Below are 17,764 nucleotides of genomic sequence, written 5' to 3' on the forward strand. Positions count from 1 at the left end.
ACTTCCAGGCGGCCGTCACCGGCGGACCGCGCAGTGACGACGGAGGTAAGGCCGCATAATGTCCGACTTCCCGTTCCTCTCGGTGCTCACCGTGGCACCGCTGGTCGGTGCCCTGGTGGTGGCCTTCCTGCCGCGCAGCCGGCCGGAGCTGGCCAAGCAGGTGGCGCTCGGCTGGTCGCTGCTGGTGCTGGCGCTGTCGGTGGTCATGTGGGTGACCTTCAAGGTCGGCGGTGACCGCTTCCAGTTCCGCGAGTCCTACGCGTGGATCCCGAACTGGGGCGTCAACTTCACCTTCGCCGCGGACGGCATCGCGCTGGTGATGCTGATGCTGATCGCGGTGCTGGTGCCGCTGGTGATCCTGGCGTCGTGGCACGACGCCGAGTCGTCCAAGCGGTCGGTGCCGGTCTACTTCGCCCTGCTGCTCGTCCTCGAGTGCACGATGATCGGCGTCTTCGCCGCCGCCGACGTCTTCCTGTTCTACGTGTTCTTCGAGGTCATGCTGGTGCCGATGTACTTCCTCATCGGCAGCTACGGCGGCCACCAGCGGCAGTACGCGGCCGTGAAGTTCTTCCTCTACTCGCTGGTCGGCGGTCTGTTCATGCTGGCCGCTGTCATCGGCCTCTGGGTCGTCGGCGGGAAGACCTTCGACTGGCAGGCGCTGTCCCAGGTGGACATCTCCACCGGCACGGAGCGCTGGCTGTTCCTCGGCTTCTTCCTCGCGTTCGCGATCAAGGCGCCGTTCTTCCCCTTCCACACCTGGCTGCCGGACGCCGGTGGCGCGGCCCCGGCGGGGGCGGCGGCGCTGCTCGTCGGCGTGCTCGACAAGGTCGGCACCTTCGGCATCCTGCGCTACTGCCTGCCGCTGTTCCCGGACGCGGCCAAGTGGTTCGCCCCGTGGGCGCTGGCGCTGGGCGTGATCGGCATCATCTACGCCGCGCTGCTGGCGGTCGGCCAGAACGACCTGAAGCGGCTGGTGTCGTACACCTCGATCGCGCACTTCGGCTTCATCGGGGTGGGCATCTTCGCCTTCACCACCCAGGCCGGCACCGGTGCGGTGCTCTACATGCTCAACCACGGGCTCGCCACCGGCCTGCTCTTCCTGGTGGTGGGCATGCTCATCGCCCGGCGCGGCTCGGCGCTGATCAGTGACTTCGGTGGCGCCGGCAAGCTGGTGCCGCTCCTGGCCGGGGTGCTCTTCTTCGCCGGTCTGGCCTCGCTCGCGCTGCCCGGCACCGCGCCGTTCGTCTCCGAGTTCCTGGTGCTGATCGGCACGTTCACGGTGAACAAGCCGGTCGCGGTGATCGCGACGCTCGGCATCATCCTGGCTGCCGCGTACGTGCTGTGGATGGTGCAGCGCACCACCCAGGGCACGCTCAACCCGGCGCTCACCCAGATCGACGGCATGAAGCGTGACCTGAACCTGCGCGAGAAGTTCGTGGTCGCCCCGCTGATCGCGCTGATCGTGCTGCTCGGCTTCTACCCGAAGCCGGTCACCGACGTGATCAACCCGGCCGTGCAGGCGACCATGCAGGACGTCGGCCGGACCGACCCCGCCCCGACCTCGGGCGGCACCGTCCAGGAGGCGGCAAAGTGAGCGCGAGGAGTGAGCTTGCGAGCCCCGCAGTCGCGAACGAAAGGCCGGCAGCGGTGAGCGCGAGGAGTGAGCTTGCGAGCCCCGCAGTCGCGAACGAAAGGCCGGCAGCGGTGAGCGCGAGGAGTGAGCTCGCGAGCCCCGCAGTCGCGAACGAAAGGTTTGCGCAGTGACCGAGCTGAAACTGCCGTCGATCGACTACGCGGCGCTCGCTCCCACCCTGATCATGTTGGGCGCCGCGCTGCTGGGCGTCCTGGTCGAGGCGTTCGTGCCCCGCCGGCTCCGGCACGTGGTGCAACTGTCGCTGGCCCTGCTGGCGGTGCTCGCCGCGCTGACCATGGTGGTGCTGGCGGCCGACGAGCGGAAGATCACGATCGGCGGGGCGATCGCCGTGGACGGGCCGACGCTCTTCCTCCAGGGCGCGATCCTGGTCCTCGCCGCGATGGCGCTGCTGCTCATCGGTGAGCGCTCGGTGGAGCGGGGCGGGGCCTTCGTCGCCCAGGCCGCGATCACCGCCGAGTCGACCGACGACCGGCGGCAGGCCGAGGGCAAGAACGGCCTCACCGAGGTCTACCCGCTGACCACGTTCGCGATCGGCGGCATGCTGATCTTCGTGGCGGCGAACGACCTGCTGACCATGTTCATCGCGCTCGAGGTCTTCTCGCTGCCGCTGTACCTGCTCTGCGCGCTGGCCCGTCGCCGGCGGCTGCTGAGCCAGGAGGCCGCGCTGAAGTACTTCATGCTGGGCGCGTACGCCTCGGCCTTCTTCCTGTTCGGTGTGGCCCTGATCTACGGCTTCACGGCGGGCATCCCGGGCCGGCCGGCGGGTGTCGACTTCGCCACCATCGACGCCGCCGTCGCGGACTCCCCGGCCAGCCCGCTGCTGCTCTTCGCCGGCATGGCGATGCTCGCCATCGGTCTGCTCTTCAAGGCCGCGGCCGCCCCCTTCCACGTCTGGACGCCGGACGTTTACCAGGGCGCGCCGACCCCGATCACCGGCTTCATGGCCGCCTGCACGAAGGTCGCCGCGTTCGGCGCCCTGCTGCGGGTGTTCCACGTCGCATTCGACGGGGCCCGCTGGGACTTCACTCCGGTCCTCGGCGTGGTGGCGGTGCTGACCATGCTGGTCGGCGCGGTGCTGGCGGTCACCCAGACCGACATCAAGCGGCTGCTGGCGTACTCCTCGATCGCCAACGCCGGCTACCTGCTGGTCGGCGTGCTGGCGCCGGGGGCCGAGGGCATCTCCGGGACGATGTTCTACCTGGTCGCGTACGGCTTCTCGGTGCTCGCCGCGTTCGCCGTGGTGACCCTGGTGCGCGACGCCGACGGGGAGGCCACCCACCTGTCCCGCTGGGCCGGGCTGGGACGGCGCTCGCCGTTCTACGCCGGCATCTTCACCTTCGTCCTGCTGGCCTTCGCCGGTATCCCGCTGACCAGCGGCTTCACGAGCAAGTTCGCGGTCTTCGCGCCGGCGCTCGACGGCGGGCAGGCGTGGCTGGTGATCGCCGGCGTGCTGACCAGCATGGTGCTGGCCTTCCCGTACCTGCGGGTCGTGGTGATGATGTGGCTCTCCGAGCCCGGTGAGTCCACGCCGACCGTCGCCGTCCCGGGCGGGCTGACCTCGGCCGCGCTGATGATCGGCGTGATCGCCACGCTGGTGCTCGGTGTCGCGCCCGCGCCGCTGCTCGACCTGGCGACCGGCGCCGCCGAATTTGTCAGATGACCGACGCTGACGCCCGCGGGGGCCGGTACGCCACGGCGTGCCGGCCCCCGCGCCGTATCCCCCGTCCCGAGCAGGTCGGAGGGGTGTGGCATGGTTGATGGCGTGGTGAATCCGGCTGGCGAGCGTTCAGATGCCCCCGGGTCCGGCAGCCGTCGGACCAGGGCGAGCACGAGTCAGTTCGGCGCGCTCGGTCTCTATCTCGCCGACCCCCGCGTCGAGGCGTCCGTGCTGGGCCTGTTGGACGGCGTCGAGTCCGAGCTGCGCGCGAGCGTGGCGAGCGCCGACCCGTTCGTCACGGAGGCCGCGCGGCACCTCGTGGAGGCCGGTGGCAAGCGGTTCCGCCCGCTGCTGGTGGCGCTGGGCGCGCAGTTCGGCGACCCGGCCAACGCGCAGGTCGTACCGGCCGCGGTGGTGATGGAGCTCACCCACCTGGCGACGCTCTACCACGACGACGTGATGGACGAGGCCGCCGTGCGCCGGGGGGCGCCGAGCGCCAACTCCCGGTGGACCAACTCGGTCGCCATCCTCGTCGGCGACTACCTCTTCGCCCGCGCCGCCGACATCGCGGCCGACCTGGGCATCGAGGCCGTACGCCTCCAGGCGCGCACCTTCGCCCGGCTGGTGCACGGCCAGATCGCCGAGACGGTCGGCCCCCGCCCCGGCGACGATCCGGTGGCCCACTACCTCGACGTGATCGCGGGGAAGACCGGCTCGCTGATCGCCACCTCGGCCCGCTTCGGCGGCATGTTCGGCGGCGCCGCCCCGGAGCACACCGAGGCGCTGGCCGGCTACGGCGAGACCATCGGCGTGGCCTTCCAACTCTCCGACGACCTGCTCGACATCGCCTCGGAGTCGGTGGAGTCGGGCAAGACGCCCGGCACCGACCTGCGCGAGGGCGTGCCGACCCTGCCGGTGCTCTACGCGCTCGCCTCCGACGACGCCGACGCCGCCTCGGTGCGGCTGCGGGAGATCCTGGCGACCGGCCCGCTGACCGACGACGACCTGCACGCCGAGGCGCTCGGCCTGCTGCGCGAGAGCCCCGCGCTCAAGCGGGCCCGGGAGACGGTCCGCAGCTACGCCGAGGAGGCCCGGGAGCAGCTCTCGCCGCTCCCGCAGGGGCCGGCCCGCCGCGCCCTCGAATCCCTCTGCGACTACATCGCCGACCGCACCAGCTGACGCGCCGGTCGAGCGGGCGGACCGGGGCCCAGGAGCGCGTGGTGGGCAGCCGGGCCCACGCCGCAGGCTAGCGGCGGGCGAGCATCCGGCTGCCGGTGAGCATCAGGGCCGCGGCCAGCAGCATCGCGACGGCGGCCACGATCCACATCGTCCGGTAGCCGGCGTGCGCGGCCACGGTACCGAGGCCGAGCGGGCCGAGGCAGCCGCCCGCGTACACCCCGGTCTGGGTGACCGAGGTGGCGGCGGCCGGGGCCTGCGGGTGCAGCCGGACCACCGCGAAGGTCATCAAACCCGGCCACGCCCAGCCCAGGCCGAAGCCGAGCAGCACGCCGGCCACCAGCGGCACCGGCCCCGGGGCGGCCAGCAGCCCCAGCCCGGCCGCGCCGACCACGAGCATGCCGGCGATGACGGCGACGTGCCCGGTGGCACGGCGGTCCGCCAGCCAGCCGACGGTGATCCGGGCGGCCACGCAGACCGCGCTGCCCAGGGTCAGGGTCAGCCCGGCCAGCCCAGGTGACAGCCCCCGGCCGGCCGAGGAGTCGACGACGAAGGTGCCGAGCGCGTTTGCGGCGGCGGCGGCGAAGGTCGCGGCGGCCCCGACCACCACCAGGGCCGCGGTGGCGCGGCCGGCGCGGGTGGGCGCGGCCGTCCGGGTGGGGCGCGGCTCCCGTGCGGGTACGGCCGGCAGCGTCGCCAGGGCCGCGCCGGCAGCCGCCACGAACGCCCAGCGCCAGCCGGCCGTGAGCGCCACGGTGGGCACCGCCGCCCCGGCCAGCAGGGCGGCGGCGGGGATGGCGGCCTGCTTCACCCCGAACGACAGTCCCTGCCGGCGGGCCGGCACGTGCCGGGCGAGGGCGGCGTTGCTGGAGATCTGGCCGAGAGCGTTGGCGGTGCCGGCGAGCGCGAGCAGCCCGAGCAGGACCGGGTACGAATGGGCCACTCCCGCCACGGCCAGCAGGCAGGCGGCGGAGAGCAGGATGCCGGCGCGGGCCACCACGGCGGGCCCGTAACGCTCCGCGAGGACGCCGGAGGGCACGGAGGCCAGCGCGCCCACGCCGAAGTACGCCGCCACGGCCAGGCCCAGGCCGGCCGGGGAGAAATCCAGTTCCTCGCCCATCTGCACGGCGAGGCCGCCCAGCAGGAAGACCGGCAGGACGCAGGCGATGGTGACGGCGACCGCCCCGGCCACGGCGCGGCCGGGTCGGGTCGGGGTGTTGCCCGGGGCCGGCTGTAGTTCGATGTCGGTCATGGTCCGGTAAACCTACGCGAGGGGCGTTTGCGTCACGGAACGTGCCTGTCGAGGTACGCGGCGTTGATGACGATCTGGCATCCTCCACCCGTACAGGCATTTCGCACCCGGCCTGTTTTTCATATGGTGTAAGTCCCCGGCGGCGGAGGTGGTTGTGCGCGACCCCTTGGCGGAACCTTCGGACCTGATCCGGAGCGTGTCTCGCGCGCTACGAGTGCTCGAGTCGGTCGGTCGCGCCCCGAAGGGGCTCACCGTCAAGCAGATCGCCCGGCGCTGCGAGCTGACCGTGGCGACGACCTACCACCTGGTCCGCACCCTCGCCTACGAGGGCTACGTGATCCGGCGCGAGGACGGCACGTACATCGTGGGCCTGGAGGTGGCCGACCGCTACCGCGAGCTGGTGACCGCGTTCCGGGGGCCGCCGGCCGTCGGGGAGAGCCTGCGCCGGGCGGCCGTGGACACCGGCTACAGCCACTACCTCGGCCGGTTCGTGGGCGGCCAGGTGGCGGTCACGGCCATGGCCGAGGGGCCGCGCTCGCCGTACCTCGAGGATCTGATGCCCGGGTTCGACGAGGGGGCGCACGCGACCGCCCTCGGCAAGGCGCTGCTCGCCACGCTGACCGCCGAGCAGCGCCTCCGCTACCTGCGCGACTACGGCATGCGCCCGTTCACCTCCGCGACCCTGACGACTGCCGAGGCGTTCGAGGTCGACCTGGCCGCCGGGGACCGGCGGGGCATGCAGCTGGAGCTGGGGCAGTTCCGGCAGGGCGTCGCCTGCGCGGCGGTGCTGGTCAGCCCCGACAAGGACATGGAGCGTCGGGTGGTGCTGGCCTGCGCGCTGCCGGCCGGCGAGATGATGACCTCCGCCCGCGCGGTCCGGGCGAAGCTGCTGACGATGGCCCGGACGATCGCCGAGAACCTGGTCGCCGAGCACTGATCCCGACGGGGCGTCCGGAGACGGCCCGAGGGCCCCCCGTCCGGATGACAGAGGGCCCTCGGTGGCGGTCCGGCGCTGCTCGCCGTGACGGGCCGGGCCGACTCGACCGCTGGCGGACCGCCCGGAGACGGTCAGCTGCCGATCGGGCCACCGTCCAGGCGCCAGGCGACCACCACGCCCGGCTTGGCGTAGTCGCCGTCCGGCCAGTTCGAGGCCGGCTTCTCGACCGACGCCCCGCTCAGCTCGCCCGGGTGCTGCACCGCCACGAAGACCGAGCGGTTGTCGCCGGTGATGAAGGGGCCGCAGGCCTCCGCGCCCACCGGCACAGTGAGGAACTGCTTCAGGTGGCCCCGCTCCGGCCCCTCGACGGCCGTGGCGAAGAGGCCGTCGTTGCTGCCCAGCGCGTTGCCGTCCGTGGAGATCCAGAGGTTCCCGGTGGCGTCGAACGCCACGTTGTCCGGGCAGGAGATCGGGGAGACCTTCGACTTGTCGTAGCCGGCGAAGAAGGTCGACGGGTCGGCCGGGTCACCGGCGACGATCGGCAGCGACCAGGCGAACGTCTCGCCCGCGTTGTCGCCACGATCCTCGACCAGCTCCAGCACCTGACCGTGCTTGTTGAGGTCGCGCGGGTTGGCCTCGTCGGCGGCCGGCCTGCCGGCCTTCCCCCGGTCGGTGTTGTTGGTCAGCGCCACGTACACCTTGCCGGTGAGCAGGCTCGGCTCGACGTCCTCCGGGCGGTCCATCTTGGTCGCCCCGACCTTGTCGCCGGCCAGCCGGGTGAAGGTGAGCACGTCGGCGGCGGTCATGCCGTCGACGTACGAGCGGTTGCCGCTGACCAGCCTGATCCACCGGCCCCGGCCGTCGAACGCGCCGTCGGACGGGAGCCGGCCGGAACCGTCGATCTCACCGGCGCTGGTCCCGTCGAGCCTGGCGACGTAGAGGGTGCCCGACTCCAGCAGGGTCAGGTTGTGCCGGCGGACGACCCAGGAGCCGCCCTTCATGAACTTCTTGTCGGAGACGAACTTGTAGAGGTAGTCGAAGCGCTCGTCGTCGCCCATGTACGCGACCACGTGTCCGCTCTTCGCCACGATGACGTTCGCGCCCTCGTGCTTGAACCTGCCCAGCGCGGTGTGCTTGCGCGGCCGGCTCTCCGGGTCGTACGGGTCGATCTCCACGATCCAGCCGAACCGGTTGGCCTCGTTCGGGTGCTTCGCCAGGTCGAACCGCTCGTCGGCGCGCTCCCACCGGCGGCTGCCGCCCGGGTACCGGGCCGTGGTGGTGATGCCGTACCGGGCCAGCTTCGGCCTGGCCTCCTCGGCCACCGCGTCGCCGCCCACGAAGTACTGGTTGAAGTTCTCCTCGCCGGAGAGCACCGTGCCCCACGGGGTCACCCCGCCGGCGCAGTTGTTCAGCGTGCCCACGACCGTACGGCCCTTCGGGTCGGCGGCGGTCCGCAGGTGCGCCGAGCCGGCGGCGGGCCCGGTCAGCTCGAACTTCGTGGCCAGCGCCGTCAACCGGCGGTTGTACGGCCGCCGGCCCTTGGCGACCGGCCGCCACCGCCCGGTGCCGTCCACCCGCTCCAGTTCCACGACGGACATGCCGTGCGCGGCCATCGCGATCCGGAGCTGCTCGACGGTCAGCGCGTCCTGGCTGGTGAAGCCGGGGAACATCAGGTCCTCGTTGGTGTACTCGTGGTTGACCACGAGCAGCGCGCGCCGGCGCCCGTCCAGCGGCAGCACCCCGACGAAGTCGTTGTTGTAGCCGAACTGCCCGGCCTGGGCGGCGGCGGTCTGGGCGTGCAGGTCGAACTCGGGGGCGCCCGGCACGACCGGGTCACCCCAGCGCACGACGACCGCGTGGTCGTACCCGTTGGGCACGACGAGGCTGTCCAGGGTGTTCGGCGGGACGGGCTTGAACGTCAGCGCGCCGTTGCCGACGCCGCCGGCGGGACGGTCGAAGCCGGCGGCCCCGGGGACCACCGGAGTGGCGGGGGCCGCCGCGGCGGGGGCCGCACCGGTCACCGCACCGCCGAAGCCGAGGACCAGCGCGCCGACCGCGCCGGCACGGACCACGCCCCGCCGGGACACCGCCGCGTTCACCACGTCGCCGAAGTACGCGTTGTCGGAGGTGTTCGGCACCGGGTGGTCACACGCGTTGCCGCACCGGTAGAGACAGGTCATCGCGTCGCGGCTGCCGTGGCGGGGGGCGCCCAGCAACGGCAGCAGCCGGGGACGGTCGCTCATGGAAGAGCCTCCTGAGGGGTCGGTGCACGCCGAACCAGCCGCTGGCGTGCGTACCCGCCGGACGCTAGGAGGGCGCGGTGAGCCACCGTCGGCGGCGGCGTGAACCGGGCGTGAACACCTCGGCCGGGAAGCCCCCGGTGAGCTGCGGCTGAACCGAACGCCCCGGCGGCACGTATGTCCGGGCGAACGCCACCGCCGGACTCGCGCCGACAGCGAGGAGACCGCCATCAGCGACCACGACGCACACCTGCTCCGCGCGCTGCACGACGAGCACGCGGAGGCGCTGTACGCGCACGCCCTGCGGCTGGTCAACGGCGACCGGCAGCGGGCCGAGGACCTGGTGCAGGAGACGCTGCTGCGGGCCTGGCGGCATCCGGAGTCGCTCGACCCGACACGCGGCTCGGTGCGGTCCTGGCTCTTCACCACCGCCCGCAACCTGGCCATCGACGCCTGGCGGCGGCGCTCCGCCCGGGTCGGCGAGGTCTTCACCGACGAGGTGCCCGAGCCTGCCGTGGCCGTGGACGAGGCGGAACGCGCGGTGGAGGCGTGGACCGTCGCCGAGGCCCTGAACCGGCTCAGCCCCACCCACCGTGAGGTGCTCGTCGAATGCTTCTACCAGGGAAGGTCGGTGGCGGAGGCGGCCTCCCGGCTGGGCGTACCGCCCGGCACGGTCAAGTCCCGCACCCACTACGCCCTGCGCTCACTGCGGTTGGTCCTGGCCGAGATGGGGATGACGGAATGACCCCGTGCGAGTTCGCGCACGACGACGGCGCGTACGTGCTGGGTGCGTTGGCCCCCGCCGAACGGGTGGCCTACGAGCGGCACCTCGCCGGCTGCGCCGCCTGCCGCCGGGCGGTCGCCGAGATCGCCGCCCTGCCCGGGCTGCTCGGCCGGCTCGACCCGGCCGCGCTGGAGCACCTCCTGCCGCCACCGGAGAACCCCCGGGTGCCCGAACTGCTCGCCGCCGCGCGGGAGCGCCGCCGCCGCGAGCGGTCCGCCACCCGCCGCCGGTACGCCCTCACCGCGCTCGTGGCCGCCGCGCTGGCCCTGGTCGTCGGCGTCGGCGCCGCCGCCCTGCTGCCCCGGGAGGCGGCCGACCCGTCGCTGCCGGTCGAGGTGCGGATGGTCGCCATGCAGCCGGTCGCCGGCACGGTGCCGGTGCACGCCGAGATCGCCCTGCGCGGCACCGAGTGGGGCACCGAGGTGAGGATGCGCTGCGGGTACGACGCGAAGACCGGCTACGCCAAGGCGTACGCCTTCCGGCTGGTGGCGCACGGCCCGGGCGGCGCGACGGAACAGGTCGCCTCGTGGCTCGCCGCTCCCGGCGACGACGTGCGGATCACCGGCGCGACCCGGTTCACCGACGCGGAACTGGTCCGGCTGGAGTTGCTCCGCGCCGACGGCACCCCCGTCCTCGCCTACGACGTCCCCTGACCGGACCGCAGGCCGGTCAGGGGGTCGTGGCGACCGTCTCGGCCTGGCGGGCGAGGCGGGTGGCGGCGCGGGTGTGGCGGGAGTGCCGCACGGCGTCGATGGTGAAGACGATCAGCGCTACCCAGACCAGGGCGAAGCCGGCGAGCCGGGCCGGCGGCATCGGCTCGTGGAAGATCAGCACCCCGCAGCCGAGCTGGAGGACCGGGGCGAGGTACTGGATCATGCCGAGACCGGTGAGCGGGAGCCGGTTCGCCGCACCGGCGAAGAGCAGCAGCGGGATCGCGGTCGCCGCCCCGGCCAGCACCAGCAGCACGCTGTGCCAGACCGACACCTGCCCGAAGGTCCCGTCACCGCTCGCGGTGAGCCACCCCAGGTACGCCAGCGCGGGCAGCGCCAGCGCCGCCGACTCGACGAAGAGGCCCTCCGCGGCGGGCAGCCCGAGCCGCTTCTTGACGAAGCCGTACCCGGCGAAGCTGAACGCCAGGACCAGTGCCAGGTAGGGCAGCCTGCCGTAGTCGACGGTCAGCACGGCCACCGCCAGGGCGCAGATGCCGAGGGCCAGCCACTGCGTGGGGCGCAGCCGCTCGCGCAGCACGGTGACGCCCAGCAGCACCACCACCAGCGGGTTGATGAAGTAGCCGAGGGCGGTCTCCACCACCCGGTCGGAGTTCACGCCGTAGATGTAGGTGCCCCAGTTCACCGCGATCAGCGCGGCGGCGATGCCGATGCCGGCCAGCGCCCGGGGCCGGCGCGCCAGCGCCCGCAGGAAACCGATGTTGCGCATCGCCGCCAGCAGCAGGGCGACGAACACCACCGACCAGACGATGCGGTGGGCCAGGACCTCCATCGGCCCCGCCGGGCGCAGCAGCCGCAGGTAGAGCGGGAAGAACCCCCAGAGCAGGTACGCGACGAAGCCGTAGAGGTATCCGAGGCGGAGTGGCGTCACGTCCCCACCGTAAGGGCCGAATGGCCGCCCGGTTCCTCGCCGGTGACCTGGCTCACCTGCTGATTGCGCTGGTCAATCTGCATCCAGCGGTCCGGATCGGTCATCCGGGCGAACCCGACCTTCGCGTACACGCCCTGGGCGTCGGCGGTGGCCAGCAGGATCCGGTACACGCCCAGGTCGGCGAGGTGGTCACGGACCGCCCCGGCCAGCCAGGTGCCCAGCCCCCGGCCACGCTCTCCCGGGTCGACGTAGACGTCGCAGAGCCAGGCGAAGGTGGCCCGGTCGGTGACCACCCGCGCGACGGCGACCTGCCGGCCGTCACCCGGGCGGTAGACGCCGAACGGCACCGACCCGGCGAAGGCCCTCGCCACCGTCTCCCGGTCCCGCCCGATCGCCCAGTACGCGTCCGTGGAGAGCCAGCGGTGCACCACGTCCAGGTCGATCCGGTCCGGGTCGGTGCAGATCAGGTAGCCGTCGTCGCGGGTCAGGGTGAACATGCCGCGATGCTAGGCGGTGCGCGGGCCCGTCGTGCGGACGGTGGCCGTGCGGGCCGGCAGGCGCAGGCGACATGGCCCGTCGGGTCCTCCGGCAGTGGACGCCGTTGCGGGGGCGCGGGCCCCTGGCAGAAACCGGCAGCACCGGCGGCCTCGTCCCGTTCGAGGAGACGCACGCACTTCGATCTAGAGGAACTTCGATGAAATGAGTAACGTCATGCATCGATGTACTGAAACTTATCGTCATGTAGCGGCATTGATGGAGGGTGTATGACCAGAACCCGGATGCTGACCCTGCTCGCAGGTGTCCTCTCCGCGACGCTCGCCGTACTCGGGCTGGCCAACCCGGCGCAGGCCGCCGGTCACCACTACGTGGCGCTCGGCGACTCGTACGCCTCGGGCGTCGGTGCCGGTAGCTACACGGCGGAGAGCGGCAGCTGCAAACGCAGCACCAAGGCGTTCTCCGCCCTCTGGGCGGCAGCCAACGCGCCGGCCTCCTACAAGTCGGTGGCCTGCGGAGGCGCGAAGACGACCGACGTGATCAACTCGCAGATCGCCGCGCTCAGCGCGCAGACCACCCTGGTCAGCATCACCATCGGCGGCAACGACGCCGGGTTCGGCACCATCATGAGCACCTGCGCCCTGCAGGGCTCGAGTGCCTGCATCGCCGCCGTGGACGCGGCCCAGGTGCAGGCCCGGGCGAACCTCCCCGGCCTGCTCGACCGCGCGTACGCCGCGATCCGCAGCAAGGCCCCGAACGCGAAGGTCGTGGTGCTCAGTTACCCGGTCTTCTACCAGCTCGGCACGGTCTGCGTCGGGATCGGCGAGGCGGCCCGCGCGAAGGTCAACGAGGGCATCAACCTGGCCGACAGCCTGATCGCCGCCGCCGCGGCCCGCGCCGGGTTCGTCTTCGCCGACGTACGCGGCATCTTCGTGGGGCACCAGATCTGCAGCGGCAACAAGTGGATCCACGCCGTGGACTTCCTGAACCTGTCGAACTCGTACCACCCCATGGCGACCGGGCAGGCCAACGGCTACCTTCCGGTGTTCACCCAGGCGGTCGGCCAGTCCGCCACCGCCAAGAAGGCCAGCGCCAAGGTGTAGCCCGCTTCTCGCCTCCGCCGGCATCCGTCGGCGGAGGCGAGGCGCGAGCGGTCCTCGTCCGGGGCGCGGCGCCTGCCGGATCTCCGGACAGGGCAGCGCCCCGGCGGGCGGCAAGCAGCACCGGGGCGGTCAGTCGCGGTCGAGGGCGGCGCCGAGGATCCAGGTGACGATGCCGACGAGGAGCGCGCCGAGCACGGCCTCCGGCCAGAAGCCGTCGACGTGGAAGGGCAGCCCGGCCTGGTCGGCGATCCAGCTGGTGAGCAGGAACAGCAGCCCGTTGACCACCAGCGCGATCAACCCCAGCGTCAGCAGGTAGAAGCCGCAGCCGACGGTCTTGATGATCGGCTGGAGCACCGCGTTGACCACGCCGAAGATCACCGCGACGAGGACCAGCGTGACGACCGCCTCACCGGCGGACGCGGTGCCCAGCGTGATGCCCGGGATGAGCAACGTGGCCAGCCAGAAGGCCAGCGCCGTGCTGCCCAGCCGGATCAACAGCCCTTTGAGGAAACCCATGGCCGGGATCGTGCCACGGACGGACAAACCACGGAAGCCTCGAGATCGCGGCCGGCTCAGCGGCGGGAGGGACGGCCGACCAGCTGCGACTCGATCGGGGTGGGGGAGAGCAACGCCCAGCGCAACGCCCGCCGGTTGACCACCGCGACCATGTCGTCGCGGATCCGGGTCAGCCACTCCGCCGATCCGCCGAGCCCCAGCGCGCCACCCGCCACGGCGGCCTCGGCCGGATCGAGCGGTTGCAGCACCGCCAGGTCGGCGCGGCCCAGCGCGTCGGCGTCGGCGGCGGTCAGCTCGTCGCGCACCAGCAGGGTGGTCCGCCAGGGGGCTGCCGGCTCAGCCTCGGCGGGGGCCGGACCGGCGTCGACCACCACCAGCAGCGGGCGCAGCGGCGAACCGGGCTCGCCCACCGGACGGCCGGGCGGCACCACCGGGATCATCCCGCCGGGGGTGCCGACGCCCCGGACGAACGGCTCCCAGGCGCGTGGCCGTGCGGTCTGCACCACCACCCGGGCCCCGAGAGCCATGGCGCGTACCACCGTGAGCTGCGCCGCGCGCACCCCGCCGACCAGCATCACCCGGGTGCTCTCCGGCCGGAACAACCGGACGGTCACCGCGCCGCCGTGCCGGTTGGTGCCGACCATCAGCCCCGACTCCCCGAGGGGCAGCTCCAGGTCGGCGGGCGCCGGACCAGGACCCGTCGCGCCCGCCGCGAGCGGCAGCGTGTCGGCCAACCCGTCGAGCTGCGCCCCGTCGAGCCGATGCACCTCGCCGCCCACCTCGGAGACCAGCCGGCGCAGCGCCTGCGCCGCCGTCGAGAGCTCCGTCGGGGTGGCGGCGGCCAGTCGTACGGTCAGCTCGGTCGGTGCCGACGCGGGGTCGGCGCCGGCCCACGGCCCGACGGCGAGCGAGACGGTGGTCGCCGTCGCGGGCAGCGCGAGCAGCCGGGGCACCAGCCGCCGACCGGCATCGGTACGCCCGTCGGGCCAGCGGCGCAGCCGGAACGTCGTCTGGAGCAGGTCGCCCGCCCGGACCGCCTGCCAGGACTCCTGCGCCGGATGGTCGTCGTGGTGGGCCAGCTCCGCCAGCATTCGCAGCGTCGCGTGCTCGCCGAGCGCCCGGACGGTGACGGGCCCGAGCCGCCGGACGATCCGGCGCACCGTTCCGGCGAGCGCCCGGCGCAGCTCCTCCGCCGTCCAGCCCTCGGCCCGGAGCACCCGCACGGCGAGCACGGCCCGTTCCCGGCCGGCGAGTCGCCCGTCGGTGAGCTGCCGGTACGAGGTGGCGACCGTGCCGCCACCCGCGCCGACGGTCGGCGCCGGTGAGCCCGTCAGCAGGAGCTGGAGCCGGACCGGGGGGCCGTCCGGCGCGGCGGCCGGCAGCAGCGTCGCCGGGACGGGCAGCGCGCGGGGCGCGTCGCCGAGCAGGTCGGCCGGGTCGCCGATCTCCAGCACGGCCACCATGCCGGCGGCGTCGTCCAGCACGGCGGCCGGCGTGCCGGCCAGTTCGGCAGGCCGGACGACCGCGCCCGGGTCGACCAGGCCCAGCAGGGCCGCCGGACCGGCGGCGGGCGGCAGGGCGCGGCGGCGCGTGGCGTAGCCCAGCCCGGTGGTCAGCCACTCGAAGACCCACCGCCCCCGCAGCCGTACCCACGCCAGGGGCAGCAGCAGCGCGGCCACCGCGACGGCGGCCAACGTCGCCAGCAGGCCCCGGCCGGTGGCCGCGACCACGGCGGCCAGCGCCACCTGCGTGGCGACCACCTGACCGGCCCGGACACCGGCGCCGCCCCGGCGGGCGGCCGGGATCCACGGCGCCGTCGGGACGAGCGGAGTCGCCGGCCCGCCCGCCACGGTGCCGGCCGGGCCGGGCCAGCCGGTCGGGCCCGGTGATGCGGGGACCGGAGCGGCATCGTCGTCCCGGCCGCCGCGTCGGCCCGGTGGTACCGGGGCGGTCGGGCCCGGAGCGTCGCCCGGTGTCGACCGGTGCCCGCCCACGCCGGTGGTCACCGTCACCGCGCCTCCTCGACCGGTCACTCGCCGCGACATCGACGCCGCCCATCGTAAGGTGCCCACCGGTCGGGGCGGGGCCCGTGCCCGTCCACAGGGGATCGTCACGGGGGTAGCAGAACCGCGACCGTGCCGCTACCGTCAGCGACGAGTTTCGCTGACCCCGCGCCCGCCGTGTTCGACGTCCGGGCGGCGCGAGCGGCGCACCCGGTGAGCGGGCGCGCCGACGGCCAGCCACGACCGATGAGACGAGGTGACGTCCCGGGTGTCCCAGACCCAGGCAGAGGCAGCGGTGATGCAGCAGACCGCCGCGAAGTTCGAGCAGGTCGACCAGTCCCTGCAGTCCATGCTGAGCAGCCTGATGGCCGAGTTGGAGGTGTTGCAGCAGGCCTGGCGCGGTGCCGGCGGGCGCTCGTTCAGCCAGGTCAAGCAGCAGTGGGCACAGGACCAGGCGGCGCTGCAGCGGGCGCTGCGGGAGACCGCCGGTGCCATCCGCACGGCCGGCCAGCACTACGACGTCTCGGACGCCGAGGCCGCCAGCCGCGTGTCCACCACCAACCGCGGCGGCATCCAGCTGCCGCTCTGACCCGGTCTCGGGGGAGGAGACATTCGATGGACCACGGTGTACTGGTCGTCAACTTCGCCGCCCTGCAACAGGCGAGCGCTGACATCCAGAAGGCGCTGAACGCGCTCGACTCGCAGCTCGGGCAGCTCGAGCGGGACGCCGCCCCGCTCGTGGCGAGCTGGTCGGGCGAGGCCCGCCAGGCCTACGAACAGCGGCAGGGCCGCTGGCGTTCGGCCTCGCAGGACCTCCAGGCCATGCTGCGCGACATCAAGCTCGCGGTGGACGACTCCGCCACCGACTACCTCGACACGGAGAAGAAGAACGTCGGCCTGTTCCAGTGAGTCCCGCCCGATGGTGGCGTCGACCGTGTCCCGGTCGGCGCCACCACCGGCCGTTGGGGACCGGTCGGGTCACGCGGGCCCGGCCGGGCGCCAGCGTCGGCGGGCGCCGCGCGGCACGACGAGCGCCAGCAGCAACGCCAGGGCCGCCACCGCGCCGCTGGCCCCCGCCACGAGCAGCGCCCGGTCCCGGGCCGCCTCCCGGCGGGCCCGCTGCGCCACCACCGCCGGTTCGGCCCGGTCGTCCGCGAGCGCGGTGACCTGACGCGCCCGCTGCGGCGTCCCGTCCCCGGTCTCGGTGACCGCGCGGTACGGGTTCAGCACCCCCGCGCCGTACCCGCCGCCCCGACCGTCGCCCGGGGCCGGATCGGCGGTCGCCACGATCCGCTGCGCCACCTGCGCCGCGGTCAGCTCCGGTCGGTACTGGCGCAGCAGCGCGGCCGTGGCCGCCACGAAGGGCGCCGCGTAGCTGGTCCCCTCGGCCCGGTGGTGGCCCTGACCGGGGGCGGCCATCAGCACGTCGCCGCCGGGGGCCACCAGGTCGACGTACGAGCCGGTCTGGGAGAACGGGGCCCGCATTCCGTCCGGCCCGATCGCGCCCACCCCGAGCACCCCGTCGTACGCGGCCGGGTAGGGCCGGGGATCACCGGCCTCGTGCAGGTTCCCGGCGGCGGCCACCACGACGACGTCCCGGTCGACGGCGTAGCCGATCGCGGCCCGCACCGCCGGGTCGTCCGCGTACAGAACGACGGAGAGGTTGAGCACGTCGGCGTCGTGGTCGACGGCCCAGCGGATGGCGCGGGCGAAGTCCTCGGCGCTGACCGTACGCCCCGACTCGCGCCCCTCGACCACCTGCTGCTCGCTGACCCGTACCGGCAGGATCCGGGCGCTCGGGGCGAGGCCGCGGAACGCCACCCCGTCGCGGGGGACGGCGGCGACGATGCTCGCCACGCCCGTACCGTGCCCGGCGCAGTCGCGGCTGCCGTCTCCGCCGGGCTCCAGCAGGTCGGTGCCGTCGAGCACCCGGCCGGCCAGCTGCGGGTGCCGGCGGTCCACACCCGAGTCGATCACCGCCACCGTCACCCCGGCGCCGGTGGCGAGCGGTGCCAGCCGCTCCGGGGCGTACCGCTGCTGCGGCCACGGCCGCGCGGACACGGGGCGGACCGGGGCGAGCGGTGCGGCGCAGCCGGGCACCGCACGGGCGGCGGTGGGCGCGGCGACGGACCGGCCGGCCGGCACCGGGCCGATGGTGCGCCCGTCCGGGCGGATGGCGACCGTCGGGGCGGACGGGTCGCCGGCGGCTGCGGGAAGGGCCGGATCGGCGGCCGGGACGGTGGTCAGCAACACCGTCGTGAGAGCGGCGAAGAACGGGCGTGTGCGGGACCGGGACATCGACCGCCTCCGTATCGTGTCGACTCCGGAACGGGATGTTAACGCTTCTT

Annotated in this window: 16 protein-coding genes; 9 read left to right on the forward strand and 7 right to left on the reverse strand. The window is 73.7% G+C overall.

Annotated features, from left to right (window positions below):
• Window positions 1-58 precede the first annotated feature (58 nt).
• From ACGFIR_RS03040 to ACGFIR_RS03050, 3 genes are all read left to right on the forward strand, one after another.
• Window positions 59-1,594, forward strand: coding sequence for an NADH-quinone oxidoreductase subunit M (locus tag ACGFIR_RS03040; protein WP_393001011.1), 1,536 nt, complete (start codon window positions 59-61; stop codon window positions 1,592-1,594).
• A gap of 166 nt (window positions 1,595-1,760) precedes the next feature.
• On the forward strand, window positions 1,761-3,314 hold the full coding sequence (gene nuoN / locus ACGFIR_RS03045; protein ID WP_393001009.1) for an NADH-quinone oxidoreductase subunit NuoN: 1,554 nt from the start codon (window positions 1,761-1,763) through the stop codon (window positions 3,312-3,314).
• A gap of 90 nt (window positions 3,315-3,404) precedes the next feature.
• A complete protein-coding gene (locus tag ACGFIR_RS03050; RefSeq protein WP_393001007.1) occupies window positions 3,405-4,490 on the forward strand; it encodes a polyprenyl synthetase family protein in 1,086 nt (361 codons plus the stop codon).
• A 67-nt stretch (window positions 4,491-4,557) separates the two neighbouring features.
• On the opposite strand, the gene ACGFIR_RS03055 is transcribed toward ACGFIR_RS03050, so the two are convergent.
• Window positions 4,558-5,739: an MFS transporter gene (locus ACGFIR_RS03055; protein WP_393142913.1), complete on the reverse strand. Its 1,182-nt coding sequence runs from the start codon at window positions 5,737-5,739 to the stop codon at window positions 4,558-4,560.
• A 154-nt stretch (window positions 5,740-5,893) separates the two neighbouring features.
• Between ACGFIR_RS03055 and ACGFIR_RS03060 the strand changes: the two genes are divergently transcribed.
• Complete coding sequence (locus ACGFIR_RS03060) at window positions 5,894-6,676, forward strand: IclR family transcriptional regulator (RefSeq protein WP_393001003.1); 783 nt, start codon at window positions 5,894-5,896, stop codon at window positions 6,674-6,676.
• Window positions 6,677-6,807: 131 nt separating this feature from the next.
• Here the strand turns inward: ACGFIR_RS03060 and ACGFIR_RS03065 are convergent, their stop codons facing one another.
• On the reverse strand, window positions 6,808-8,919 hold the full coding sequence (locus ACGFIR_RS03065; protein ID WP_393142915.1) for a PhoX family protein: 2,112 nt from the start codon (window positions 8,917-8,919) through the stop codon (window positions 6,808-6,810).
• Between the two features lie 226 nt (window positions 8,920-9,145).
• Between ACGFIR_RS03065 and ACGFIR_RS03070 the strand changes: the two genes are divergently transcribed.
• The gene (locus ACGFIR_RS03070) at window positions 9,146-9,661 is read left to right on the forward strand and encodes a sigma-70 family RNA polymerase sigma factor (protein ID WP_393001415.1); all 516 of its coding nucleotides are present in this window, start codon (window positions 9,146-9,148) and stop codon (window positions 9,659-9,661) included.
• The gene (locus tag ACGFIR_RS03075) at window positions 9,658-10,353 is read left to right on the forward strand and encodes an anti-sigma factor family protein (protein ID WP_393000999.1); all 696 of its coding nucleotides are present in this window, start codon (window positions 9,658-9,660) and stop codon (window positions 10,351-10,353) included. The genes ACGFIR_RS03070 and ACGFIR_RS03075 overlap by 4 nt, the downstream gene beginning before the upstream one ends.
• Window positions 10,354-10,369: 16 nt before the next feature.
• Here the strand turns inward: ACGFIR_RS03075 and rarD are convergent, their stop codons facing one another.
• Together rarD and ACGFIR_RS03085 are read right to left on the reverse strand one after the other, a co-directional pair.
• A complete protein-coding gene (gene rarD, locus ACGFIR_RS03080; protein ID WP_393142917.1) occupies window positions 10,370-11,299 on the reverse strand; it encodes an EamA family transporter RarD in 930 nt (309 codons plus the stop codon).
• Window positions 11,296-11,796: a GNAT family N-acetyltransferase gene (locus tag ACGFIR_RS03085; protein ID WP_393142919.1), complete on the reverse strand. Its 501-nt coding sequence runs from the start codon at window positions 11,794-11,796 to the stop codon at window positions 11,296-11,298. The genes rarD and ACGFIR_RS03085 overlap by 4 nt, the downstream gene beginning before the upstream one ends.
• A 267-nt stretch (window positions 11,797-12,063) precedes the next feature.
• On the opposite strand from ACGFIR_RS03085, the gene ACGFIR_RS03090 reads away from it, so the two are divergent.
• Window positions 12,064-12,897, forward strand: coding sequence for an SGNH/GDSL hydrolase family protein (locus ACGFIR_RS03090; protein WP_393142921.1), 834 nt, complete (start codon window positions 12,064-12,066; stop codon window positions 12,895-12,897).
• Between the two features lie 129 nt (window positions 12,898-13,026).
• On the opposite strand, the gene ACGFIR_RS03095 is transcribed toward ACGFIR_RS03090, so the two are convergent.
• Both ACGFIR_RS03095 and eccE read right to left on the reverse strand, forming a co-directional pair.
• Window positions 13,027-13,413 carry a phage holin family protein gene (locus ACGFIR_RS03095; RefSeq protein WP_393000991.1) on the reverse strand — a complete coding sequence of 129 codons (387 nt, stop codon included), beginning with the start codon at window positions 13,411-13,413 and terminating at the stop codon, window positions 13,027-13,029.
• 56 nt (window positions 13,414-13,469) lie between these two features.
• Window positions 13,470-15,263 (reverse strand): type VII secretion protein EccE, encoded by a 1,794-nt coding sequence (gene eccE, locus ACGFIR_RS03100; RefSeq protein ID WP_393143726.1) that lies wholly within the window; start codon window positions 15,261-15,263, stop codon window positions 13,470-13,472.
• 421 nt (window positions 15,264-15,684) lie between these two features.
• Here eccE and ACGFIR_RS03105 point away from each other — a divergent pair, with 421 nt between their 5' ends.
• Window positions 15,685-16,005, forward strand: coding sequence for a WXG100 family type VII secretion target (locus tag ACGFIR_RS03105; protein WP_393000989.1), 321 nt, complete (start codon window positions 15,685-15,687; stop codon window positions 16,003-16,005).
• A 26-nt stretch (window positions 16,006-16,031) separates the two neighbouring features.
• A complete protein-coding gene (locus ACGFIR_RS03110) occupies window positions 16,032-16,325 on the forward strand; it encodes a WXG100 family type VII secretion target (protein WP_121397065.1) in 294 nt (97 codons plus the stop codon).
• 69 nt (window positions 16,326-16,394) lie between these two features.
• Here ACGFIR_RS03110 and mycP read toward each other — a convergent pair whose 3' ends face one another.
• Complete coding sequence (mycP, locus tag ACGFIR_RS03115; protein ID WP_393142923.1) at window positions 16,395-17,714, reverse strand: type VII secretion-associated serine protease mycosin; 1,320 nt, start codon at window positions 17,712-17,714, stop codon at window positions 16,395-16,397.
• Window positions 17,715-17,764: the final 50 nt, after the last annotated feature.

Source organism: Micromonospora sp. NPDC049051 (assembly GCF_043197575.1).
Lineage (GTDB): Bacteria > Actinomycetota > Actinomycetes > Mycobacteriales > Micromonosporaceae > Micromonospora.